Source organism: Trinickia caryophylli, from assembly GCF_034424545.1.
Lineage (GTDB): Bacteria > Pseudomonadota > Gammaproteobacteria > Burkholderiales > Burkholderiaceae > Trinickia > Trinickia caryophylli.
Genome location: NZ_CP139970.1, coordinates 3,411,420 through 3,433,242, shown reverse-complemented (window position 1 = coordinate 3,433,242; position 21,823 = coordinate 3,411,420). Strand labels below are relative to the sequence as shown.

General features: G+C 63.2%; 23 protein-coding genes and 1 tRNA gene. 2 read left to right on the top strand and 22 right to left on the bottom strand.

The genetic code is table 11. The annotated features are described in order from the left end of the window. The first annotated feature begins 17 nt into the window (after positions 1–17). Positions 18–1,253 carry an acyl-CoA dehydrogenase family protein gene (locus tag U0034_RS15540; protein ID WP_085230147.1) on the top strand — a complete coding sequence of 412 codons (1,236 nt, stop codon included), beginning with the start codon at positions 18–20 and terminating at the stop codon, positions 1,251–1,253. A gap of 134 nt (positions 1,254–1,387) precedes the next feature. Next, positions 1,388–2,080 (top strand): glutathione binding-like protein, encoded by a 693-nt coding sequence (locus U0034_RS15535; RefSeq protein WP_085230146.1) that lies wholly within the window; start codon positions 1,388–1,390, stop codon positions 2,078–2,080. Positions 2,081–2,175: 95 nt separating this feature from the next. On the opposite strand, the gene U0034_RS15530 is transcribed toward U0034_RS15535, so the two are convergent. The 22 genes from U0034_RS15530 to tpiA all read right to left on the bottom strand — a co-directional run bounded on the left by U0034_RS15530 (position 2,176) and on the right by tpiA (position 21,623). Next, on the bottom strand, positions 2,176–2,673 hold the full coding sequence (locus U0034_RS15530) for a MaoC family dehydratase (RefSeq protein WP_085230145.1): 498 nt from the start codon (positions 2,671–2,673) through the stop codon (positions 2,176–2,178). Beyond that, on the bottom strand, positions 2,670–3,146 hold the full coding sequence (locus tag U0034_RS15525; RefSeq protein ID WP_085230144.1) for a MaoC family dehydratase: 477 nt from the start codon (positions 3,144–3,146) through the stop codon (positions 2,670–2,672). The genes U0034_RS15530 and U0034_RS15525 overlap by 4 nt, the downstream gene beginning before the upstream one ends. Positions 3,147–3,302: 156 nt before the next feature. After that, positions 3,303–3,794, bottom strand: coding sequence for a DUF1178 family protein (locus U0034_RS15520; RefSeq protein WP_085230143.1), 492 nt, complete (start codon positions 3,792–3,794; stop codon positions 3,303–3,305). Between the two features lie 116 nt (positions 3,795–3,910). Next, positions 3,911–4,549 carry an NUDIX domain-containing protein gene (locus U0034_RS15515; protein ID WP_085230142.1) on the bottom strand — a complete coding sequence of 213 codons (639 nt, stop codon included), beginning with the start codon at positions 4,547–4,549 and terminating at the stop codon, positions 3,911–3,913. Positions 4,550–4,594: 45 nt separating this feature from the next. Then, positions 4,595–4,891 carry a DUF2818 family protein gene (locus U0034_RS15510; RefSeq protein ID WP_085230141.1) on the bottom strand — a complete coding sequence of 99 codons (297 nt, stop codon included), beginning with the start codon at positions 4,889–4,891 and terminating at the stop codon, positions 4,595–4,597. Next, the gene (nuoN, locus tag U0034_RS15505) at positions 4,891–6,372 is read right to left on the bottom strand and encodes an NADH-quinone oxidoreductase subunit NuoN (protein WP_085230140.1); all 1,482 of its coding nucleotides are present in this window, start codon (positions 6,370–6,372) and stop codon (positions 4,891–4,893) included. The genes U0034_RS15510 and nuoN overlap by 1 nt, the downstream gene beginning before the upstream one ends. A 25-nt stretch (positions 6,373–6,397) precedes the next feature. Next, the gene (locus tag U0034_RS15500; RefSeq protein WP_085230139.1) at positions 6,398–7,888 is read right to left on the bottom strand and encodes an NADH-quinone oxidoreductase subunit M; all 1,491 of its coding nucleotides are present in this window, start codon (positions 7,886–7,888) and stop codon (positions 6,398–6,400) included. A 15-nt stretch (positions 7,889–7,903) separates the two neighbouring features. Beyond that, complete coding sequence (gene nuoL, locus U0034_RS15495; RefSeq protein ID WP_085230138.1) at positions 7,904–9,961, bottom strand: NADH-quinone oxidoreductase subunit L; 2,058 nt, start codon at positions 9,959–9,961, stop codon at positions 7,904–7,906. A gap of 17 nt (positions 9,962–9,978) precedes the next feature. Continuing rightward, the gene (gene nuoK / locus U0034_RS15490) at positions 9,979–10,284 is read right to left on the bottom strand and encodes an NADH-quinone oxidoreductase subunit NuoK (RefSeq protein ID WP_085230137.1); all 306 of its coding nucleotides are present in this window, start codon (positions 10,282–10,284) and stop codon (positions 9,979–9,981) included. A 16-nt stretch (positions 10,285–10,300) separates the two neighbouring features. Beyond that, positions 10,301–10,999 carry an NADH-quinone oxidoreductase subunit J gene (locus U0034_RS15485; protein WP_085230136.1) on the bottom strand — a complete coding sequence of 233 codons (699 nt, stop codon included), beginning with the start codon at positions 10,997–10,999 and terminating at the stop codon, positions 10,301–10,303. Positions 11,000–11,123: 124 nt separating this feature from the next. After that, entirely contained in the window at positions 11,124–11,612 is a 489-nt protein-coding gene (gene nuoI / locus U0034_RS15480; protein ID WP_085230135.1) for an NADH-quinone oxidoreductase subunit NuoI, read from the bottom strand. 12 nt (positions 11,613–11,624) lie between these two features. After that, positions 11,625–12,689, bottom strand: coding sequence for an NADH-quinone oxidoreductase subunit NuoH (gene nuoH, locus U0034_RS15475; protein ID WP_085230134.1), 1,065 nt, complete (start codon positions 12,687–12,689; stop codon positions 11,625–11,627). Continuing rightward, positions 12,690–15,023, bottom strand: coding sequence for an NADH-quinone oxidoreductase subunit NuoG (gene nuoG, locus U0034_RS15470; RefSeq protein ID WP_085230133.1), 2,334 nt, complete (start codon positions 15,021–15,023; stop codon positions 12,690–12,692). Between the two features lie 236 nt (positions 15,024–15,259). Further along, positions 15,260–16,585, bottom strand: coding sequence for an NADH-quinone oxidoreductase subunit NuoF (nuoF, locus tag U0034_RS15465; RefSeq protein ID WP_085230132.1), 1,326 nt, complete (start codon positions 16,583–16,585; stop codon positions 15,260–15,262). Then, positions 16,582–17,067 carry an NADH-quinone oxidoreductase subunit NuoE gene (nuoE, locus tag U0034_RS15460; protein WP_085230131.1) on the bottom strand — a complete coding sequence of 162 codons (486 nt, stop codon included), beginning with the start codon at positions 17,065–17,067 and terminating at the stop codon, positions 16,582–16,584. The genes nuoF and nuoE overlap by 4 nt, the downstream gene beginning before the upstream one ends. A gap of 124 nt (positions 17,068–17,191) precedes the next feature. Continuing rightward, positions 17,192–18,445 (bottom strand): NADH-quinone oxidoreductase subunit D, encoded by a 1,254-nt coding sequence (locus U0034_RS15455; RefSeq protein ID WP_085230130.1) that lies wholly within the window; start codon positions 18,443–18,445, stop codon positions 17,192–17,194. 9 nt (positions 18,446–18,454) lie between these two features. Then, the gene (locus U0034_RS15450; protein ID WP_085230129.1) at positions 18,455–19,057 is read right to left on the bottom strand and encodes an NADH-quinone oxidoreductase subunit C; all 603 of its coding nucleotides are present in this window, start codon (positions 19,055–19,057) and stop codon (positions 18,455–18,457) included. A gap of 20 nt (positions 19,058–19,077) precedes the next feature. Beyond that, positions 19,078–19,557: a NuoB/complex I 20 kDa subunit family protein gene (locus U0034_RS15445; RefSeq protein WP_006052903.1), complete on the bottom strand. Its 480-nt coding sequence runs from the start codon at positions 19,555–19,557 to the stop codon at positions 19,078–19,080. A gap of 63 nt (positions 19,558–19,620) precedes the next feature. Then, on the bottom strand, positions 19,621–19,980 hold the full coding sequence (locus U0034_RS15440) for an NADH-quinone oxidoreductase subunit A (RefSeq protein ID WP_085230128.1): 360 nt from the start codon (positions 19,978–19,980) through the stop codon (positions 19,621–19,623). Between the two features lie 166 nt (positions 19,981–20,146). Continuing rightward, positions 20,147–20,231 (bottom strand) — tRNA-Leu (locus tag U0034_RS15435). A 127-nt stretch (positions 20,232–20,358) separates the two neighbouring features. Next, positions 20,359–20,715, bottom strand: a complete 357-nt coding sequence (secG, locus tag U0034_RS15430) for a preprotein translocase subunit SecG (protein ID WP_085230127.1) — start codon at positions 20,713–20,715, stop codon at positions 20,359–20,361. A 134-nt stretch (positions 20,716–20,849) separates the two neighbouring features. Beyond that, positions 20,850–21,623, bottom strand: coding sequence for a triose-phosphate isomerase (gene tpiA / locus U0034_RS15425; RefSeq protein WP_085230126.1), 774 nt, complete (start codon positions 21,621–21,623; stop codon positions 20,850–20,852). Positions 21,624–21,823: the final 200 nt, after the last annotated feature.

Genomic DNA, 21,823 nt, shown 5'->3' with positions numbered 1-21,823 from the left:
GATACCGCGAGGACCCGATGAACTTCGACTACACCCCGAAAGTGCAAGCCTTGCGTGCGAGGCTGCTCGCATTCTTCGATGAGCACATCTATCCCAACGAACGCGCCTTTCTCGACGAAGTGGCCGGCAACCGGCGAGCGGGCAATGCATGGGTGCCGACGCGCCTCGTCGAATCCCTCAAGGCACGCGCTCGCGAGGCAGGGCTCTGGAATCTCTTTCTGCCCGACTCCGCGCGCGGCGCTGGCCTCACGAACCTCGAATATGCTCCCCTTGCCGAAATCATGGGACGCGTGCCGTGGGCGCCGGAGGTCTTCAATTGCAACGCGCCAGACACGGGCAACATGGAAACGATCGAGCGCTACGGCACCGATGAGCAAAAGCGACAGTGGCTCGAGCCACTCCTCGCCGGCGAAATCCGATCGGCGTTTCTGATGACCGAACCCGACGTCGCTTCGTCGGACGCCACCAACATCGCCACGCGCATCGAGCCCGACGGTGACCACTACGTCATCAATGGCCGCAAATGGTGGTCGTCCGGCGCCGGCGACCCGCGCTGCAAACTTTATATCGTCATGGGCAAAAGCGATCCCGACGCGCCGAAGCATGCGCAGCAATCGATGATCCTCGTTCCCGCCGATACGCCGGGTATTACCGTGCAGCGCCCGCTGAACGTATTCGGCTATGACGATGCGCCGCACGGCCACATGGATATCTCGCTCGACAACGTGCGCGTGCCGGCCGGGAATATCCTGCTCGGCGCCGGCCGCGGCTTCGAGATCGCCCAGGGCAGGCTCGGGCCGGGGCGCATCCACCACTGCATGCGGCTCGTCGGGCTGGCCGAGCGCGCGCTCGAACTCATGTGCAAGCGCACTGCCGCACGCGTGGCGTTCGGTAAGCCGATCGCCGCGCAAACAGTGACGCAGGAGCGGATCGCCGAAGCGCGCTGCGCGATCGAGCAGGCGCGGCTGCTGACGCTCAAGGCCGCCTACATGATGGATACGGTCGGCAACAAGGCCGCACGCGCGGAGATTGCGATGATCAAGGTCGTCGCGCCGAACGTAGCGTGTCAGGTAATCGATTGGGCGATCCAGGCGCATGGCGGCGGCGGCGTAAGCGACGACTTCCCGCTCGCCTACGCATATGCCTGCGCACGCACGCTGCGTTTTGCCGACGGCCCGGACGAAGTGCATCGCAACGCGATTGCGAAGCTCGAGCTCGCCCGCCACGCCGCACAAGATGCCACGCGCCATTGACGACGGCGCAGCATCGGCATCGATGCCGCGCGCGAGGCGACATGCCGGGCTCGCGCACGATACCGGCAGTTCTATGCTAATTTGCGGCTCGACCGGCGCTGCGGCCGCGGCGCCTCCTTCATCAAGGAGCGGCGATGATCGATGCATATAGCTGGGCCACACCCAACGGCCACAAGGTTCACATCATGCTCGAGGAGACCGGCCTCGAGTACCGTGTCCATCCGATCGATATCGGCGCGGGCGATCAGTTCAAACCGGAATTTCTCGCCATCAGCCCCAATAACAAGATCCCGGCCATCGTCGACTCCGACGGGCCGGGGGGCAAGCCGCTCGCACTTTTCGAGTCGGGCGCGATTCTGATCTACCTTGCCGAGAAAACGGGCAAGTTCCTGCCGGCCGAGCCCGTTGCACGCTATGCCACGCTGCAGTGGTTGATGTTCCAGATGGGCGGCATCGGCCCAATGCTCGGGCAGACGCACCACTTTCGCGTCTATGCACCCGAGAAAATCGAGTATGCGATCAATCGCTACACGAACGAGGCAAAGCGGCTTTACGGCGTGATGGACAGGCAACTTGGGAAGACGCAATACCTGGCGACGGACGAATACACGATCGCGGACATCGCGGCCTTCCCGTGGACGCGCTCATGGCAAAACCAGGGCATCGAGCTCGCCGAGTTCCCCAACGTGAAGCGCTGGCACGAAGCAATTGCCGCACGGCCTGCCGTGATCCGCGGCGTTGAAGTATTGGCCTCGGCGCGCAAGCCTTTGATGGACGACAAAGCCAGAGAAGTACTGTTCGGCGCGACGCAATACGCGAAGCATTGACGCGTGGCGGCAAGCTCAAGCGAACAGCGCCCTCCGCGGAAGGGGCGCCTTTCGTCTCCTGGCTCCGCCTCGAGCCCGATACACGATACACGCACTCAGAAGTAATGACGGGTGAGGAACTCCGCAACGCACGCAGGCTTGCGCTCACCCTCGACTTCCAGCGTGACGTTCCACGTCACCTGCACGCCGCCGCCTTCGACGTCGCTTGCGTCGGCAACCTGAAACCTCGCGAACACGCGTGCACCGGCAGGCACCGGCGAAGTGAAACGGACGCGGTTCAAGCCATAGTTCACGCCCATGCGTTGGCGAATGGTCACCGTCTCGGTCAGCAACGCGGGAATCAGCGAAAGCGTCAAGAAGCCGTGCGCGATCGTGCCGCCGAACGGCGACTCCCGGTGGGCCCGTTCGCGATCGACATGAATCCACTGCCGGTCGCCCGTGGCTTCGGCGAACATATCGATGCGCGATTGATCAACGAGCACCGGCGCGCTGCAAAGCTGGGCACCACCGACGAGCGCGCGAAGGGCCGCCGCATCCGCAATCGCGCGGGCAACGGGTGCGGCCGGCGCGGCGCGCTCCGTGGCCCCCGTCATACCGGCGCTCCCGGCACACCCTCGCCGCCTTCGCCGCGCAGGCCGAACAGCACCTTCGAGCGAACGCTGACCACGGTTTCGCCAGCCTGATTCACGCCTTCCCAGAGAATGGTCGCGATGCCTCGATCCGGGCGGCTCGCCAGCGGACGCTTGTCGAGAACGGTGCTGAAAAGACGAATGGTATCGCCGGGGCGGACGGGTTTGAGCCAGCGAATTTCCTCGACGCCGGGCGAGCCCATTGACGTGGAGCCGTTGAGCCGCTTGCGCACGAAAATGCCCATGAGCACCGAACAGGTCTGCCAGCCGCTCGCGATCAAGCCGCAAAACGGCGAAGCCCGGGCGGCGACTTCGTCGACGTGAAATGGCTGTGGATCGTATCGCTGAGCAAACTCGACGATCTCCTCAGCGGTAAACGTGTGGGCGCCAATTTCGTCGCGTGCGCCCACGGTCAGGTCTTCGAAGCTCAATCCCATCTCCGGCGTCTCCTTTGATCGCCGCCCAGCTTACGCCGCGGCGGATACGGTACGGCATGACGAGGCAAGCAGGTCACGCGAATACGCGGTCTGCTTGCATGGAAGCGATGAGCAGTATCGAACGGACAGGGGCGAACCCGCAATAGGCTGGACGGCCTATTGCAGCGTCTCTTTCGGGGCCCAGGCGCCGGGCAACGGCATGACGTCGATGCCCTCCTCGGCGAGCGAACGCGCGTCTTCGGGCGAGGCGACGCCGCGAATCGTACGCGCCGGGGCTTCGTTGTAATGAATGCGACGCGCCTCTTCGGCAAATCGATTGCCTACGTTCTCGGCCTTTTGCACGGCTTCGCGCAAGGCACGCATGACGCGGGCTTCGACTTCGCGCATGTGTTCGGCCACTTCCCGCTCCTGGCCGCCCGCTCGCGCGCTGTCGCCCGCTCCCGCGCCGCGGTTTGCCGCTGGCTGCTCGGGCGCCGTCGCCCCCGACAAATTCAGCCTCGGCGCAGACGGCACGCGGCTCACCTCAGTCGCGGCGCAGATCGGACATTCGACCAACTTGCGCGACAACTGGGATTCGAAGTCAGCGGCGGAGGCGAACCAGCCTTCGAACCGATGACCGTGCGAGCATTGCAGATCGAGAACCTTCATGACGAATCGGAACCTGGGTGCGGCAAAAGTGCCGGTACAGTGTAGCGCGAAATCGTTACCAGCGTTCCAGCGCTGCTCGAGAACACGTCCTCGCGCGCGCCGTACGGCCGGAAACCTCAGTCCCGCGGCGCGGGCGCCGCGGCCGCGATCGCATCGAGCGCCGATTGTTGGACTTCACCCGGCTCCCATGCGCCGGATATCAGCTTTTCGAGCCACATCGTGCCGATAATCGTCTTCACGTCGCTGATGGCACCCGTTCGCACCCATTCGAGCACCTGCGGCAAATCAGCCACGAACGTGTCGAGAAACTCTCCGTCGTCGAGCTTGCGCTCGCCGGCCGTCAGGCCACGCGCAAGATAAAGGTCGATAAATTCGGTGGAGTACGAAATGATCGGATGGATGCGCGTGAGGAAGAGGAAATCCCGTGCCGTATAGCCCGTTTCCTCCTGCAACTCGCGCTGCGCGCACGCGAGAGCGCCTTCGTCGGGATCGAGCTTCCCGGCTGGGTATTCGATCATGACGCGGCCGATCGGGTAGCGATACTGCCGCTCAAGCAGGACGCGCCCATCGTCGAACATCGGGATCACCATGACGGCGCCGGGATGCTGCACGTATTCGCGCGTCGCCTCTTTGCCGTCGGGCAAGCGGACGGTGTCGCGCTTGACGACCAGAAAGGAGCCTTCGTGGAGCGTGCGGGAATCGACCCGCGTCTCGGTCAGCGACGCATCGTGATCGTGATCGGGCAGTTGAGCCATCTGCAGTCTCCGGTGGCGCACAACGCCGCAGCCGGCGAGAAACCGTCAGCGGCGTTTGACGAGGTATTGAAACGTAAAGCCGGGAAACGCGAACACGAGGAAAAGACAAAACGTGATCGCGTAAAACTGCCAGCCCTGTTCGAAGCGGTTGCCCGCGCGCGCCTCCAGCATAAAGCCGAGGGCGCCCACGACAAAATAAAGCACGATCAACTCGCCGATCCGGAGCCAGCCGCTCTTTTTCGTCGCGCCGAATGGCACGACGCCGAAGAGCCGCTGGTTCAGAAACGGAACGTTGGCGGCCACAACCGCCAACAGCACGATGAACCAGCCCGCAGCCGACATCAGAGCGCGTGCAGCGTGTTCGTGATGGCGTTCGTGCAGAGCGTCATCAGCGGCCCCGGCACGATGCCGAGCGCGACCACTGCAATACCGTTGATGGCGAGCAACAAGCGGTTCGCGGCCGGGCTTTCGATGGGCGAAGCGTCCTGCGGCTCGTCGAAGTACATCAGCTTCACGATACGCAGATAGTAGAACGCGCCGAACAACGAAGTGATGACAGCGAGCACCGTCAGCCAGGTCAGGCCCGCGTTCATCGACGCCTCGAGTACGGCCAGCTTCGCATAGAAGCCGACGGTCGGGGGAATGCCGGCGAGCGAGAACATCATCGCCATCATCACGAACGCGAATACCGGACTGCGCTTGTTGAGGCCCTTGAAATCGTCGAGCGATTCGGCTTCGAAATTGCGGCGCGCGAGCAGCATCACGATGCCGAACGAGCCGAGCGTCGTCAGGAAGTAGATGATGCTGTAGAACATCGCCGCGCCGTACGCGTCCGTCATGCTCTCGGTCTTGCCGTCGACAACGCCGGCCAGCAGGCCGAGCAGCACGAAGCCCATGTTCGAGATCGCCGAGTACGCCAGCATGCGCTTGATGTTGCGCTGCGCGATACCGGTGATATTGCCGACGATGAGCGAAAGCGCCGCGAGGATCACGAGCATCTGTTGCCAGTCGACCGCGAGCGGCAGCAGGCCGAACACGAGGAAGCGCAGGCCCCACGCGAACGCGGCAACCTTCGGGCCGCCGCCGACGAGCAGCGTCATGGCCGTGGGCGCGCCGTGATAAACGTCGGGCACCCACATGTGGAACGGCACGGCACCCATCTTGAACGCGATACCGGCGACGATGAAAATGACGCCGAAAAGCAGCACCGCATAGTTGATGCGCCCCGATGCCACGGCCTTGAACACTTCGCCGAGATCGAGCGAGCCCGTCGCGCCGTACAGCATCGAAATGCCGTAGAGCAGGAAACCCGAGGCGAGCGCGCCGAGCACGTAGTACTTCATCGCCGCTTCGTTCGACTGCGACGCATCGCGGCGCAGGGCGATCGCCGCATAGAGCGAGAGCGACATCAGCTCGAGGCCGAGGTAAAGCGTGAGGAAGTTGTTACCCGAGATCATAACGAGCTGACCCAGCAGCGCGAACATGCCGAGCAGCACGTAATCGCCGCGGAACAGATCCCGATCCTCGAGGTACTTGCGCGAGTAGATCAGCGTGACCGCGTAGCCGATCGAGACGACGGCTTTCATCGCGCTCGCGAAGCCATCCACCACGTACATGCGCGCGAAGAAGTACTGCGGCGCCGCCTGTGCGCCGAACACGAGCGTCGCGAACCAGACGCCGGCGGCAAGCGACGAGAGCACGGCGATCAGATACGTCGCGCGGCGTCCGCGGTCGCCGACGAACGTTTCGTTCAGCCATGCGACAACGGCGCCCGCCATGATCAGGGCGTCGGGCAAGAGGACAGACATAGAGGCGTTTTGCATGATCGTTTCGTTCCTCCGCTCGGCGTTACTGAGGCATCGGCAGCTTCGACTGCGCGACGTGGGAGAGGAGGTTCTGCACGGAGACGTGCATCACATCGGTGAAGGGCTTCGGATAGAGGCCCATGAACAGCGTCAGCGCAGCAAGCACGCCCAGGATCAGGAACTCGCGGCCGTTGATGTCGGTGAGTTCCTTCACGTGGTCGTTCGCCACAGCGCCGAAGTACACGCGCTTGTACATCCAGAGCGTATAGGCCGCACCAAGAATCAGGGTGAAGCCGGCGCCGAACGCAATCCAGAAGTTGTACTGGACCGACGCGAGGATGACCATGAATTCGCCGACGAAGCCCGAGGTGCCCGGCAGCCCGCAGTTGGCCATCGAGAACAGCATCGCGAGCGCGGCGAACTTCGGCATGACGTTCACCACACCGCCGTAGTCGGCGATCTGGCGCGAGTGCATGCGGTCGTAGAGCACGCCGATGCAAAGGAACATCGCGCCCGAGACGAAGCCGTGGGAAATCATCTGAACGATCGCGCCTTCCACGCCGAGCTCGTTGAAGATGAAGAAGCCGAGCGTGACGAAGCCCATGTGCGCGATCGACGAATACGCGACGAGCTTCTTCATGTCGGCCTGCACCATGGCGACGAGCCCGATGTAGATGACGGCGATCAGCGACAGCGCGATGACGACGGACGAGAGCGCATGGCTCGCGTCGGGCGTGATCGGCAGCGAAAAACGCAGGAAGCCGTACGCACCGAGCTTCAGCATGATGGCGGCCAGCACGACCGAGCCGCCCGTCGGCGCTTCCACGTGCGCGTCAGGCAACCACGTGTGCACGGGCCACATCGGCACCTTCACCGCGAACGCCAGGAAGAAGGCAATGAAGAGCAGTACCTGCGGCGTCATCGCGAGCGGCGCCTTTTGCCACGTCGCCAGATCGAACGTGCCCGTTTGCACGTACAGGTAGATCAGCGCGACCAGCATCAGCAGCGAGCCGGCCAGCGTGTAGAGGAAGAACTTGAACGCGGCATAGATCCGGTTCGGTCCGCCCCACACGCCGATGATCAGGTACATCGGAATCAGCGTCGCTTCGAAGAAGACGTAGAAAAGCAAGCCGTCCGCCGCCGAAAACACGCCGACCATGATCCCCGAGAGGATCAGGAACGCGGCCAGGTATTGCGACACGTTCTTCGTGATCACCTCCCAGCCCGCGATCACGACGATGACCGTAATGAGTGCGGTCAGCACGACGAACCACATCGAGATGCCGTCCACGCCGAGGTGATAGGCGATATGGAAGCGCTCGATCCAGGGTGCGTTTTCGACGAACTGCAGGTCGGCCGTAGCCGGATCGAAGCCCGTCACGAGCGGCAGCGTCACGATGAAGCCGAGGACGGCGCCGATCAGCGCGAGCCAGCGTGCGGGCCCGGGGTTCTTGTCGGAGCCAATGGCGAGCACGGCGAGGCCGAAAACGATCGGCAGCCAGATCGCGGTACTAAGAATCGGAAAAGAGTGCATTAAGTGTCCCCCGCCTTATTTGCTGCCGCCGAGCGTTACAAACAGGGTAAGGAGCCCCAGCATGCCGATAATCATGGCGAACGCGTAGTGGTAGATGTAACCGGATTGCAGGAAGCGGATCACGCTCGCGAACCAGCCGATGAAGCGCGCGCTCCCGTTGACGACACCGTCGATGACCACGACATCGCCCTCTTTCCAGAGCCCGCGGCCGATGGCCACCGCGCCCCTCGCGAAGACGACTTCGTTGATCTTGTCCATGTAGTACTTGTTCTCGAGCAGCGTGTAGATCGGACCGAAGGCACGGCGGATCACGGCAGGCAAATCGGGACGCTTCAGATAGAGGAACCAGGCGGTCACGACGCCGGCGAGCGCCAGCCACAGCGGCAACGCGGACACCGAATGGAGGCCCATCGCAACCCAGCCGTGGAATTCCTTCGTCATTTCCTCGAGCGCCGGGTGGTTCTCGCCGATGAAGATGACCTTCTCGAACGCAACGCCATGCTGGAAGAAGTCGCCGTAGAGCATCGGGCCGATTGCGATGGCGCCGATGATGACCGACGGAATCGCGAGCAGCACGAGCGGCACCCAGACCACCCACGGCGTTTCGTGCGGCTCGTGCGCATGGTGGTGCTCGTCATGGCCATGGCCGTGCTCGGCGCCGTGCGCGGCCGATTCGGCGCCATGGCCATTACCGAAGTCCTTGGGATGACGGAAGCGCTCTTCGCCGTGGAAGACGAGAAAGTACATCCGGAACGAGTAGAGCGCCGTCACGAACACGCTCGCCACGACCGCGAAGTAGGCGAAGCCCGCACCTGGCAGCGTCGAAAGCCCGACCGCGTCGATGATCGAATCCTTCGAGTAAAAGCCCGAGAAGAACGGCGTGCCGATCAGCGCGAGGGAGCCGACGAGCGACGTGATCCAGGTGATCGGCATGTACTTGCGCAGGCCACCCATGTTGCGCATGTCCTGATCGTGGTGCATGCCGATGATGACCGAGCCCGCGCCGAGGAACAGCAGCGCCTTGAAGAACGCGTGCGTCATCAGGTGGAACACCGACACCGAGTAGGCCGAGGCGCCCAGCGCGACGGTCATGTAGCCGAGCTGCGAGAGCGTCGAGTAGGCAACCACGCGCTTGATGTCGTTCTGCACGATGCCGAGGAAGCCCATGAAGAGCGCCGTGATGGCACCGATCACCATGATGAACGAGAGCGCCGTGTCGGACAGCTCGAAGAGCGGCGACATGCGCGACACCATGAAGATACCGGCCGTCACCATCGTGGCCGCGTGGATCAGCGCCGAGATCGGGGTCGGGCCTTCCATCGAGTCGGGCAGCCAGACATGCAGCGGGAACTGCGCCGACTTACCCATCGCGCCGATGAAAAGACAGATGCAGGCGACCGTCAGGAGGCCCCAGTGCGTGCCCGGGAAGGTCAACGCCGCGAGCGCTTCGCGCTTTTCGAACACCTCGCCGTAATTCATCGAGCCTGCGTAGGCAAGAATGAGGCCGATGCCGAGCAGAAAGCCGAAGTCACCGACGCGGTTCACGAGGAACGCCTTCATGTTGGCGTAGATCGCGCTCTCGCGTGTGAAGTAGAAACCGATCAGCAGGTACGACACGAGACCCACCGCTTCCCAGCCGAAGAAGAGCTGAAGGAAGTTGTTGCTCATCACGAGCATCAGCATCGAGAACGTGAAGAGCGAGATGTACGAGAAAAAGCGCTCGTAGCCGTCGTCTTCCGCCATGTAGCCGATCGTGTAGATGTGCACCATCAGCGAGACGAAAGTGACGACGCACATCATCATCGCGGTCAGCGAATCGATGAGGAAGCCAACCTCGAATTTGAGCGAACCGACCGTCATCCATTCGTAGACGGTCGCGTTGAAGCTCGCGCCGCCGATGACGTCGAGAAGCACTTTCGCCGACAGGATGAACGAGATCAGCACGCCGAGGATCGTGACCCGGTGGGCGCCCTTGCGTCCCACCACCTTGCCGGCCAGCCCTGCAATCAGCGAGCCGGCCAGCGGTGCGAGCGGGACCGCCAGCAGCAGGTTTTCATTGAGTGTCGTGGACATAACAGCAGTGCCTGAATTTAACCTTTGAGCTGATCGAGATCCTCGACGTTGATCGTGTCGAGGGTGCGGAACAGGGTCACGAGAATCGCGAGGCCGATGGCCGCTTCGGCGGCCGCCACGGTCAACACGAAGAACACGAAGATCTGTCCGTGCACGTCGCCGAGGTAGTGCGAGAACGCGATGAAGTTCGTGTTCACCGCGAGCAGGATGAGCTCGATCGCCATCAGGATGATGATGACGTTGCGACGATTCAGGAAAATGCCGACGACGCCGATCGCAAAGAGGATCGCGCCGAGCACGAGGTAATGAGCCAGGGTCACCATGTTTTCTCCTCGGCGCTCAACTGTTGTTGCCGACTGCGCCGGCGCCCACGTTCGCACCGGCTTCGCCCGGCGCGGCCGCATCCTTGCCCGTCTCGAGCGCCTTCTCGGCCGGCATCTTGACGAGCCGCACGCGGTCCTTCGCGCGCACCTTGACCTGATCCGAAATGCGCTGGCGTTTCGCGTCCTTGCCCTTGCGCGCGGTGAGCGCGATCGCCGCGATGATCGCGACCAGCAGCACGAGGCCCGCCACTTCGAACGCGAAAATGTAATCGGTGTAGATCGCCTTGCCGATCAGATACGTATTCGACATCGCGGCGCCCGCCCCTACCCCGCCCGCGGCCGAGGCCGAGTGCACGGGATTGGCCGTGCCGCCGTAGCCGTGCCAGAGCACCAGCGCCGTCTCCACGACGATGATCGCGCCGACTACGGTCGCCATCGGCACGAAACGCTTGAAGTCGCGGCGCAGCACGTCGAGGTTGATGTCCAGCATCATCACGACGAAGAGGAACAGCACCATGACCGCGCCCACGTAGAGCAGCACGAGCAGAATCGCGAGGAATTCGGCCTCGAGCAGCATCCAGATGGCCGCCGCGTTGAAAAACGCGAGCACGAGAAAGAGCGCGGACCCGACCGGGTTGCGCGACGTGATCACCTTCAGCGCCGACACCGTCAGGAGCAGCGCGAAGATATAGAACAGTACGGTCGTGAATTCCATGATTACCGGTTCATCGTTAGCCCATCGTCAGGCATCAGGGTTTCGTTGGCGGCTCTCGCCGCGCGATGCCGCGGGCGTGTAAGCCCGCATGCACACCCACAACGGTCAAAAGCTCGATCCCGCGTTACCGATACGGCGCGTCGGCTGCCTTCGCCGCCGCGATCTGCGCCTCGTAGCGATCGCCGACCGCCAGCAACATGTCCTTGGTGAAGTACAGGTCGCCGCGTTTCTCGCCGTGATACTCGAGGATGTGCGTCTCGACGATCGAATCGACGGGGCAGCTCTCCTCGCAAAAACCACAGAAGATGCACTTGGTCAGATCGATGTCGTAGCGCGTCGTACGGCGCGTGTTGTCCGCGCGCGTTTCCGATTCGATCGTGATGGCGAGCGCCGGGCAGATCGCCTCGCAGAGCTTGCAGGCAATGCAGCGCTCCTCGCCGTTCTCGTAGCGGCGCAAAGCGTGCAGGCCACGAAAGCGCGGCGAGATCGGCGTCTTTTCCTCGGGGAACTGCACCGTGAACTTGCGCTTGAACGTATAGCGCCCGGTCAGTGCGAGCCCCTTCAGCAGCTCGGTCAGGAAAAACGTCTTGAAGAAGTTTTGGATTGCGGTCATTTTCGTCCGCCCTTATTTCCAGATGTTCAGCGGCGACATGATCCAGAACCCGACCACGACGACCCAGAGAATACACACGGGGAGGAACACCTTCCAGCCGAGACGCATGATCTGGTCATAGCGGTAGCGCGGGAACGTGGCGCGCGCCCAGATGAACACCGACAGCAGCAGGAATACCTTGAAGACGAGCCAGAAGATGCCCGGGATGAACGACAGGAAACCGAACGGAGCACTCCAGCCGCCCAGAAACATCGTGGCCGTGAGCGCCGAGATCACGATCATGTTGATGTACTCGGCGAGGAAGAAGAGTGCGAATCCCATGCCCGAGTAATCGATCATGTGGCCGGCCACGATCTCCGATTCCCCTTCCACCACGTCGAACGGGTGGCGGTTCGTTTCCGCGATACCCGAGATGAAGTAGACGACGAACACCGGCAGAAGCGGCAGCCAGTTCCACGAGAGGAAATTGACGCCGTGGCTGGCGAAAAAGCCGCGCTCTTGCGAGCCGACGATGTCGGAGAGGTTCAAACTGCCCGAGGTCATCAGCACGACCACGAGCGCGAAACCCATCGACACTTCGTACGACACCATTTGCGCCGCCGCGCGCATCGAGCCCAGGAACGCATATTTCGAGTTCGAGGCCCAGCCCGCCAGGATCACGCCGTACACGCCGATCGACGAGATCGCGATCACGTACAGCAGGCCCGCGTTGATATCGCCGAGCACCGCCTTGGCCTGGAACGGAATCACGGCCCAGACAGCGAAGGCAGGCACGACCGTCATGACCGGTGCGACGAGGTAGAGCCAGCGGCTGGCTGCGCTCGGCTGAATCACCTCCTTGAGCAGCAGCTTCAAGACGTCGGCGATCGGCTGCAAAAGGCCCGCGGGGCCCACGCGATTCGGCCCGAGGCGAACGTGCATCCAGCCGATGAGCTTGCGCTCCCAGAGAATCAGGTAAGCCACGCAGAGCAGGATGACGACGGCCACCACGAGGATGCGCACGAGCGCCCATACCGTGGGCCACGCCGCGCCGAGAACCTCGCTGCCGCCCGCGTTGATCGTATCGAACAAGCTCATTTACGCCTTCTCCACCACCAGTTCACCGAACAGGCTGCCGAGCGCTGCGCCGGCAGGCGTCGCCGCGGACACGCGCACGACCGTTTCCGCCAGCGACGCGTCGCGCGCGGCGCTCGCCAGAACCTCGCGATCGCCCTGGCGCACGCGTACCGCGTCGCCTTCCTTCAATCCGAGCTTGTCGAAGAGCGCCGCCGGCAAGCCGATCGTGTTCGCCACGCGTGCAGCTGCGCTCAGATGCAGCGACGGTGCACGGCGCACGAGCGGATCGGCGTGATAGATCGGCACATCGGCAATGCGCTCGAGCGCGCCCGCTGCCGGCTTGGCCAGCGTACGGCCCGCCGCTACCGCCCCCGCCTTGTTCGAGAGCTGAGCCGCCACCGAGCCTTCAGGCAACGCGGCACGGCGCACGTCTTCCGCCGTGTCGTAGTCGAAGCCCGAGAGGCCGAGCACATTGCCGAGCACGCGCAACACCTTCCAGGCCGGGCGCGTCTCGCCGAGCGGACGCACGACGCCATTGAACGGCTGCACCGTGCCTTCGGCGTTGACGAACGCGCCGGCCGTTTCCGTGAACGGCGCGATCGGCAGCAGTACGTCCGCGTACTCGGTGCCCGTCTTGAACGACGACAGCATCACGACGGTCTCGGCCTGCTTCAGCGCGGCAAGCGCCTGCGCCGGGTTGGCCGTGTCGAACTCGGGCTCGACGTTGAGCAGCACATAGCCCTTGCGCGGCGTTTCGAAGACTTCCCGCGCATTGAGGCCACCCGCGTCGGGCAGCGCGCCGACGGCGTAGGCGCCCACCGTGTTCGCCGCTTCCGTCAGGAAGCCGAGCGTCGCGCCCGTATGCTCGGCGACCCACTGCGCGAGCGCATGCAGGCGGGCAAAATCGGGGTGCGAAACGGCCGCGTTGCCGAGCAGCACGACGCGGCGCTCGCCGTTCGCGAGCGCGGCAGCGGCTTCTTGCGCGGCGGGCGTTGCCTCGGCGCCGCCGAAGCCTTCCGGCAGCGCGACCCCACGCGTCTGCGACACGGCTGCGGCGATGCCCGCGAGCGCGTCGAGCCACGCCGAAGGCGCGGCGACGATCGTCTTGGCGGTCGGGATGAGCGAATTGTCGGTCGTGGCCTGCACGAGATGCAGTTTCGCCCCCGTCCTCGCAGCTTGGCGCAGGCGCGCGGCCAGAAGCGGATGATCGCGGCGCAGGAACGAGCCGATCACGAGCCCGCCGTCGATGGTCGACAGGTCGGCGATCGGCAGGCCGAGCCACGGCGCGCCGGCCGGTGCCGCCGAGAAGTCGGTCTGGCGCAGACGGAAGTCGACGTTCGGGGTGCCGAGCGCCTTGGCAAGCTGCTTGAGCAGGAACAGTTCCTCGACCGTGCTGTGCGCGCTGCCCAGCATGGCGAGCGCATCGGCACCATGGTCGGCGGCGATGCCCTTCATCGCCTTGCCGACATATTCGAGCGCCGTTTGCCAATCCGTCTCGATCCACTCGCCGCCTTGCTTGATCATCGGCTGAGTAAGACGCTCCTCGCTGGCGAGCGCTTCGTACGAGAAACGATCCTTGTCGGAGATCCAGCACTCGTTGATCGCTTCGTTCTCGAGCGGCAGCACGCGCATGACGCGGTTGTTCTTCACCTGCACGACGAGATTGGCGCCGACGGAATCGTGCGGGCTCACCGACTTGCGGCGCGAGAGCTCCCACGTACGAGCGCTGTAGCGGAACGGCTTGCTCGTGAGCGCACCAACCGGGCACAGATCGATCATGTTGCCCGACAGCTCGGAGTCGACCGTCTTGCCGACGAACGTGGTGATTTCCGAATGTTCGCCGCGGCCCAGCATGCCGAGTTCCATCACGCCGGCGATTTCCTGGCCGAAGCGCACGCAGCGCGTGCAATGAATGCAGCGGGTCATCTCTTCCATCGAGATGAGCGGGCCGACATTCTTGTGGAACACCACGCGTTTCTCTTCGCTGTAGCGCGAGGAAGATTTGCCGTAGCCGACGGCGAGATCCTGCAGCTGGCACTCGCCGCCCTGATCGCAGATCGGGCAGTCGAGCGGGTGATTGATGAGCAGGAATTCCATCACCGATTGCTGCGCCTTCACGGCCTTCTCGGAAGTCGTGCGCACGATCATGCCGGCCGAAACCGGCGTGGCGCAGGCCGGTACGGCCTTCGGCATCTTTTCGACTTCGACGAGACACATCCGGCAGTTGGCCGCGATCGAAAGCTTCTTGTGATAGCAGAAGTGCGGAATGTACGTGTCCACCTTGTGCGCAGCCTGGATCACCATGCTGCCTTCGGGCACCTCGACCTTCTTGCCGTCTATTTCAAGTTCAACCATGATGGTGAATGGTCCTTAACCTATTACCGCTGCCGAGGAAACCCGGGGCCGCCCCGAATTTCCCGCCCCGCGGGAAGTCCCGCCAGGGATCGTCCCCCCAGGAGGCCTCACGCCTTGCGTCAGCCCTGGGGGTCCTCAATGCCTTGTCTGCTTCCTTGCCCGCCCCGCGGCTCGCCGAGCTCTCCGGCAAGCGTTCGACGAAACGATGAAACGCTCGACTTCGTGTGCCGCGCATCTTACGCGGGCACGGCCTCCGTCGCCGATGCACCCGCGTGCGGGCCGACCATGCAGTGCTTGTGCTCCACGTGGTACGCGAATTCGTCCCAGTAGTGCTTGAGCATGCCGCGCACCGGCATCGCCGCCGCATCGCCGAGCGCGCAGATCGTGCGGCCCATGATGTTTTCGGCCACCGAGTTCAGGAGGTCCAGGTCTTCCTGACGTCCCTCGCCATGCTCGATGCGGTTCACCACGCGCCACAGCCAGCCCGTGCCCTCGCGGCACGGCGTGCACTGGCCGCACGATTCCTCGTAGTAGAAGTACGACAGACGCAGCAACGAGCGCACCATGCAGCGCGTTTCGTCCATGACGATCACGGCGCCGGAACCGAGCATCGAGCCGACCTTCGCGATCGAATCGTAGTCGAGATCGGTTTGCATCATGATGTCACCGGGCACCACGGGTGCCGACGAGCCGCCGGGAATGACCGCCTTCAGTTTCCTGCCGCCACGCACGCCGCCGGCCAGCTCCATGAGCGTGGCGAACGGGGTGCCGAGCGGCACTTCGTAGTTGCCCGGGCGCTCGACGTCGCCCGACACCGAAAAGATCTTCGTGCCGCCGTTGTTCGGCTTGCCCAGTTCGAGGTAGGCCTGCGGCCCGATCTCGAGAATGAACGGCACGGCCGCGAACGTTTCGGTGTTGTTGATCGTGGTGGGCTTGCCGTACACGCCGAAGCTCGCCGGGAAAGGCGGCTTGAAGCGCGGCTGGCCCTTCTTGCCTTCGAGCGACTCGAGCAGCGCCGTTTCCTCGCCGCAGATGTAGGCGCCGTAGCCGTGGTGCGCGTGAAGCTGGAACGAGAAGCCCGAGCCGAGCATGTTCTCGCCGAGGTAGCCCGCTCGGCGCGCCTCCTCGAGCGCTTCCTCGAAGCGCCGGTAGACGTCGAAGATCTCGCCGTGAATGTAGTTGTAGCCGACCGAGATGCCCATCGCATACGCGCCGATCGCCATCCCTTCGATGAGAGCGTGCGGGTTCCAGCGCAGGATGTCGCGGTCCTTGAACGTGCCCGGCTCGCCTTCGTCCGAGTTGCAAACGAGGTACTTCTGACCCGGGAACTGACGCGGCATGAAGCTCCACTTCAGCCCGGTCGGGAAGCCTGCCCCTCCGCGGCCGCGCAGACCCGACGCCTTGACGTCCGCGATCACCTGCTCGGGGGGAATCTTCTCTTCGAGGATACGGCGCAGCTGCTTGTAGCCGCCGCGCGCGACGTAATCTTCGAGATGCCAGTTCTCGCCCGTGAGGCCCGCGAGAATCAGCGGTTTGATGTGGCGATCGTGCAAAGACGTCATTTCGAAAGTTCCTCGAGCAGCTGGTCGATCTTCTCGCGGCTCATGAAGCTGCACATGCGGTGATTGTTCACGAGCAGTACCGGGGCATCGCCGCACGAGCCCATGCACTCGCCTTCCTTCAGCGTGAAGCGGCCGTCGGCCGTGGTCTCGCCGAAGTCGATGCCGAGCTTTTGCTTCAAATATTCGGCCGCGCTCTCGGCGCCGCCGTCAGGGCCGAGTTGGCACGGCAGGTTCGTGCAGAGGGTGATCTTGTACTTGCCGACGGGCTTCGTCTCGTACATCGTGTAGAACGTCGCGACCTCCTGCACGGCCACGGCCGGCATGTCGAGATAGTTCGCGACGAACTGCATGAGCTCGGGCGAGAGCCAGCCATGCTCTTCCTGGGCGACGGCCAACGCCGCCATCACGGCCGACTGTTTCTGATCGGCGGGATACTTCGCGATCGCACGATCGATTTCTTTCAGGCCTTCAGCTGAGATCATTTTCTGACACGACTCTTTCAATACCTACCGAACAAAAACCTGCCGCCGTATTGGCGGCGGCAGACCCGGCATTCCTTGCGACCACGCGGAGCCGCGCCGACGACGCGCGGCATCCGCTGCTTCTTCAACGGTCGATCTCGCCGAACACGATGTCCTGCGTGCCGATGATCGTGACGGCATCCGCGATCATGTGGCCGCGCGCCATCTCGTCGAGCGACGCCAGATGCGCGTAGCCGGGAGCGCGGATCTTGAGCCGATACGGCTTGTTCGCACCGTCCGACACCAGATAAATGCCGAACTCGCCCTTCGGATGCTCGACCGCCGCGTAGGCTTCGCCTTCCGGCACGTGAAACCCTTCCGTGAAGAGCTTGAAGTGATGGATCAGCTCTTCCATGTTCGACTTCATGCCCACGCGCGAAGGCGGTGCGACCTTGTGATTGTCGATCATCACCGGGCCCGGATTCCTGCGCAGCCACTCGATACACTGCTTCGCGATGCGCGTCGACTGGCGCATCTCTTCCACGCGCACCAGATAACGGTCGTAGCAATCGCCGTTCACGCCCACGGGAATGTCGAAATCGAGCTGATCGTAGACCTCGTAGGGCTGCTTCTTGCGCAGATCCCACTCGATGCCCGAGCCGCGCAGCATCGGACCCGTCATACCGAGCTGCAGCGCGCGCTCGGGCGATACGACACCAATGCCGACCAGGCGCTGCTTCCAGATCCGGTTGTCGGTGAGCAGCGTCTCGTATTCGTCGACGCAGCCCGGAAAGCGCGTGAAGAAATCGTCGAGGAAGTCGAGCAGCGAGCCCTGGCGCGCCTCGTTCATCTTCTCGAGGGCCTTCGCGTTGCGGATCTTCGATGCCTTGTACTGCGGCATCGCATCGGGCAGGTCGCGGTAGACGCCGCCCGGGCGGTAATACGCCGCATGCATGCGCGCACCGGACACGGCCTCGTAGACGTCCATGAGGTCTTCGCGCTCACGGAATGCGTAGAGGAACACGGCCATGGCGCCGACGTCGAGCGCGTGTGCACCGATCCACATCAGGTGGTTCAGCACGCGCGTGACTTCGTCGAAGAGCACGCGAATGTATTTGGCACGCACCGGCACGTCGATGCCGAGCAGCTTTTCGATCGCGAGTACATAGCCGTGCTCGTTGACCATCATCGACACGTAGTCGAGACGATCCATATAAGGCACGGACTGAATGAAGGTCTTGTTTTCCGCCAGCTTCTCGGTAGCCCGATGCAGCAGACCGATGTGCGGATCGGCGCGCTGGATCACTTCGCCGTCGAGTTCGAGCACGAGGCGCAGCACACCGTGCGCCGCCGGGTGCTGCGGACCGAAGTTGAGCGTGTAGTTCTTGATCTCTGCCATGGCGCCCTCTTAGTGTTTGAGACCGCCGTAGCGATCCTCGCGGATCACGCGCGGTGTGATCTCGCGCGGCTCGATCGTCACCGGCTGGTAGACAACCCGCTTTTCCGCCGGGTCGTAACGCATTTCGACGTAGCCCGAAACCGGGAAATCCTTGCGGAACGGGTGACCGATAAAGCCGTAGTCGGTGAGGATGCGGCGCAGATCCGGGTGGCCTTCGAACACGAGACCGTAAAGGTCGAACGCCTCGCGCTCGTACCAGTTCGCCGAACTCCAGATGTCGACGACCGACGGCACGACGGGCATATCGTCATCGGGTGCGAATACGCGTACGCGCAAGCGCCAGTTGTTGGCCACCGACAGCAGATGCAGCACGGCCGCGAAGCGCGGACCGTCGTAGGCGCCGTCGCCGTACGTTTGATAATCGATGCCGGCCAGATCGATCAGTTGCTCGAAACCGAGCGAGCGGTCATCGCGCAGACGCTTGGCGACTTCGAGGTAATCGCTCGCCTTCACGACGATCGTCAATTCCCCGACCGATTCGGTGATGCTCGACAGACGGCCGCCGACGGCCGCCTCGAGGTTCGCTTTGAGGGTCTCGAGTTTGCTTGCCATATTGTGGGGAAGCGAAAAGCTTATTGACGGGCGATGGTGTTGGTCCGGCGGATCTTCGCTTGAAGCTGGATCACACCGTAGACCAGCGCCTCGGCGGTCGGCGGGCAGCCGGGCACGTAGACGTCGACCGGCACGATGCGGTCGCAGCCACGCACGACGGAGTACGAGTAGTGGTAATAGCCGCCGCCGTTGGCGCACGAACCCATCGAGATCACCCATCGCGGCTCGGCCATCTGGTCGTAGACCTTGCGCAGCGCGGGCGCCATCTTGTTGCACAGCGTGCCGGCGACGATCATGACGTCGGACTGACGCGGACTCGGCCGAAACACGACGCCGAACCGGTCGAGATCGTAGCGAGCGGCGCCCGCATGCATCATCTCGACGGCGCAACAGGCGAGGCCGAACGTCATCGGCCAGAGCGAACCCGTGCGCGTCCAATTGATCAGTTTGTCAGCCGTGGTGGTGACAAACCCTTCCTTCAAGACCCCTTCGATACTCATTGCTTTGCACTCCAGACGGGATGGCGAGCTCGGCCTTCCCGCGAGAAACCGGCGATTAAGCCATCACTCCCACTCGAGCCCGCCCTTCCTCCAGATATAGGCAAAGCCCAAGAGGAGTTCGAGCAGGAAAATCATCATCGCCATGAAGCCGGGCCAGCCGATGTCGCGCAGGGCCACACCCCACGGAAACAGGAACGCGGTCTCGAGATCGAAAATGATGAAGAGGATGGCGACGAGGTAGTAGCGCACGTCGAACTTCATGCGCGCGTCTTCGAACGCCTCGAAGCCGCACTCGTACGGCGAGTTCTTGTCGTTATCAGGCTTGTTGGGACCGAGGACCTTGCCGACCGTTACGAGCGCAACGCCTAAACCCAGGCCCACGAGAAGGAATAGCAATACGGGGAAGTAGGCTGCGAGGTTCAAGACTATCCTCTATCGGTTGGTTCTGAGTGCCGCGGAGAGACAAACTGCCGCATCCCCGCCGATGTATTCACTTCATCATGCCCCGGCATCGCAAGGATCCCGCAAGCAAACCCCAGAAGTGACAATGCCAGCCGAAGCGAAGCATGCGGCTGGCATTGGATAACTTTGGTGCCGACGGCGAGACTCGAACTCGCACAGCTTTCGCCACTACCCCCTCAAGATAGCGTGTCTACCAATTTCACCACGTCGGCACTGTCTGCAATCCGGGACACAACTCGCACAACTTGATTGATCGACCCGCGAATCGCTTCAAGACTTAAATTCTAACCTGTCTATCAAAATTGTTCAACGCACAAATGTACAGCCGCGCAAAAATTTTTACTTCGGCACCGTCTCGCTCGAAGCAGATGCAGGCACCGGTGCCGCAACGGCGGACGCAGGCGCGGAGGCCATCTGCGCGGGCAATGCACCCAGCACACCAGCAGACGGTTTCGACTTGTACGAACCGAGGTAGGTGAGCGCGAGCGTAGTGACGAAAAACACAGCGGCGAGGACCGCCGTGGTACGCGACAGGAAGTTGGCCGAGCCGGTCGCGCCGAAGAGACTACCCGACGCGCCGCTACCGAATGCCGCACCCATGTCCGCACCCTTGCCATGCTGCAGCAGCACGAGGCCGATGATGCCGAGCGCCGACAGCAGCTGGACGACGATGATCAACGTTTTCAAAAACAGCATTACACTCACCCGAGTTATGGTTTGACGATCCGGCGGCTTGCCGCCTGCGATCGGGCAATGGGGCAATGGGCTCCAAGATCCGCAATGCCCTACCGCCGATGCGCGCATCCGGCATTCGACGACTTTCGCACTCGTTATGCGCCCGTCGCTTTGCCCGCCTCACAGATCGCGAGAAAATCCTGGCTTTTCAACGACGCGCCGCCGATGAGACCGCCGTCGATGTCCGCCTGCGCGAACAATGCCTCGGCATTATCCGCTTTTACACTGCCGCCATAGAGCAACGGAACCGCCGCCAACGCGGAATCCCTGCCTGCCAGCCGGGCACGCAAAAACGCGTGCACCTCTTGCGCCTGTTCGGCCGTTGCACTCTTGCCGGTGCCGATCGCCCAGACCGGTTCGTACGCAACGACGATGCGCGCAACGTCGGCCGCCGACAACGTCGCGAGCACCGCGTCGATCTGCGCACCGACGACCGACTCGGTCGTGCCGGCTTCGCGTTCGTCGAGCGTTTCGCCGACGCACACGATCGGCGTGAGTCCCGCGTTCAGTGCACGCTGCGCCTTCGCCGCCACGAGCTCCGAACGCTCGCCATGATAAGCCCGCCGCTCCGAGTGACCCACGATTGCGAGCGTGGCCCCGAACTCGACCGCCATCTCGGCCGCGACCTCGCCGGTATAAGCCCCTTGCTCGTGCACCGAAATGTCCTGCACGCCCCAGGCGAGCGGCGTGCCGGCAAGCAGCGACTGAACCTGAGCGAGATAGGGAGTCGGCACACATACCCCTACGCGCACGCGCTCGCCCAATCCGGCGGCGCCGCTTGCGAGGGCGCGCAGCAGCGACTCGTTTTGCGCGAGCCGCCCGTGCATCTTCCAGTTACCGACCACCCATTTCGCTCGTTGATCCGCCATGTCTCGCCCTTCCTCCCGCTTTCCCGCCCTGCGGCGCGATGCCGGGGGCCAGCTGCAAACCGATCGCAAAGCCGGTTGTAATTCGGTTGTAATTCGATTGCGAACCGGGTGCGACCCGATCACAACGCGCTCACAACCTGCTCACAACCCGATTACGAACCAGATCGCCGAGGCGCGCCGCAACGGTTTTCCGACGCCTT

Coding starts and splice junctions, on each gene's coding strand:
- U0034_RS15540 (WP_085230147.1), top strand. CDS start 18: ATGAACTTCGACTACACCCCGAAAGTGCAAGCCTTGCGTGCGAGGCTG.
- U0034_RS15535 (WP_085230146.1), top strand. CDS start 1,388: ATGATCGATGCATATAGCTGGGCCACACCCAACGGCCACAAGGTTCAC.
- U0034_RS15530 (WP_085230145.1), bottom strand. CDS start 2,673: ATGACGGGGGCCACGGAGCGCGCCGCGCCGGCCGCACCCGTTGCCCGC.
- U0034_RS15525 (WP_085230144.1), bottom strand. CDS start 3,146: ATGGGATTGAGCTTCGAAGACCTGACCGTGGGCGCACGCGACGAAATT.
- U0034_RS15520 (WP_085230143.1), bottom strand. CDS start 3,794: ATGAAGGTTCTCGATCTGCAATGCTCGCACGGTCATCGGTTCGAAGGC.
- U0034_RS15515 (WP_085230142.1), bottom strand. CDS start 4,549: ATGGCTCAACTGCCCGATCACGATCACGATGCGTCGCTGACCGAGACG.
- U0034_RS15510 (WP_085230141.1), bottom strand. CDS start 4,891: ATGTCGGCTGCGGGCTGGTTCATCGTGCTGTTGGCGGTTGTGGCCGCC.
- nuoN (WP_085230140.1), bottom strand. CDS start 6,372: ATGCAAAACGCCTCTATGTCTGTCCTCTTGCCCGACGCCCTGATCATG.
- U0034_RS15500 (WP_085230139.1), bottom strand. CDS start 7,888: ATGCACTCTTTTCCGATTCTTAGTACCGCGATCTGGCTGCCGATCGTT.
- nuoL (WP_085230138.1), bottom strand. CDS start 9,961: ATGTCCACGACACTCAATGAAAACCTGCTGCTGGCGGTCCCGCTCGCA.
- nuoK (WP_085230137.1), bottom strand. CDS start 10,284: ATGGTGACCCTGGCTCATTACCTCGTGCTCGGCGCGATCCTCTTTGCG.
- U0034_RS15485 (WP_085230136.1), bottom strand. CDS start 10,999: ATGGAATTCACGACCGTACTGTTCTATATCTTCGCGCTGCTCCTGACG.
- nuoI (WP_085230135.1), bottom strand. CDS start 11,612: ATGACCGCAATCCAAAACTTCTTCAAGACGTTTTTCCTGACCGAGCTG.
- nuoH (WP_085230134.1), bottom strand. CDS start 12,689: ATGAGCTTGTTCGATACGATCAACGCGGGCGGCAGCGAGGTTCTCGGC.
- nuoG (WP_085230133.1), bottom strand. CDS start 15,023: ATGGTTGAACTTGAAATAGACGGCAAGAAGGTCGAGGTGCCCGAAGGC.
- nuoF (WP_085230132.1), bottom strand. CDS start 16,585: ATGACGTCTTTGCACGATCGCCACATCAAACCGCTGATTCTCGCGGGC.
- nuoE (WP_085230131.1), bottom strand. CDS start 17,067: ATGATCTCAGCTGAAGGCCTGAAAGAAATCGATCGTGCGATCGCGAAG.
- U0034_RS15455 (WP_085230130.1), bottom strand. CDS start 18,445: ATGGCAGAGATCAAGAACTACACGCTCAACTTCGGTCCGCAGCACCCG.
- U0034_RS15450 (WP_085230129.1), bottom strand. CDS start 19,057: ATGGCAAGCAAACTCGAGACCCTCAAAGCGAACCTCGAGGCGGCCGTC.
- U0034_RS15445 (WP_006052903.1), bottom strand. CDS start 19,557: ATGAGTATCGAAGGGGTCTTGAAGGAAGGGTTTGTCACCACCACGGCT.
- secG (WP_085230127.1), bottom strand. CDS start 20,715: ATGCTGTTTTTGAAAACGTTGATCATCGTCGTCCAGCTGCTGTCGGCG.
- tpiA (WP_085230126.1), bottom strand. CDS start 21,623: ATGGCGGATCAACGAGCGAAATGGGTGGTCGGTAACTGGAAGATGCAC.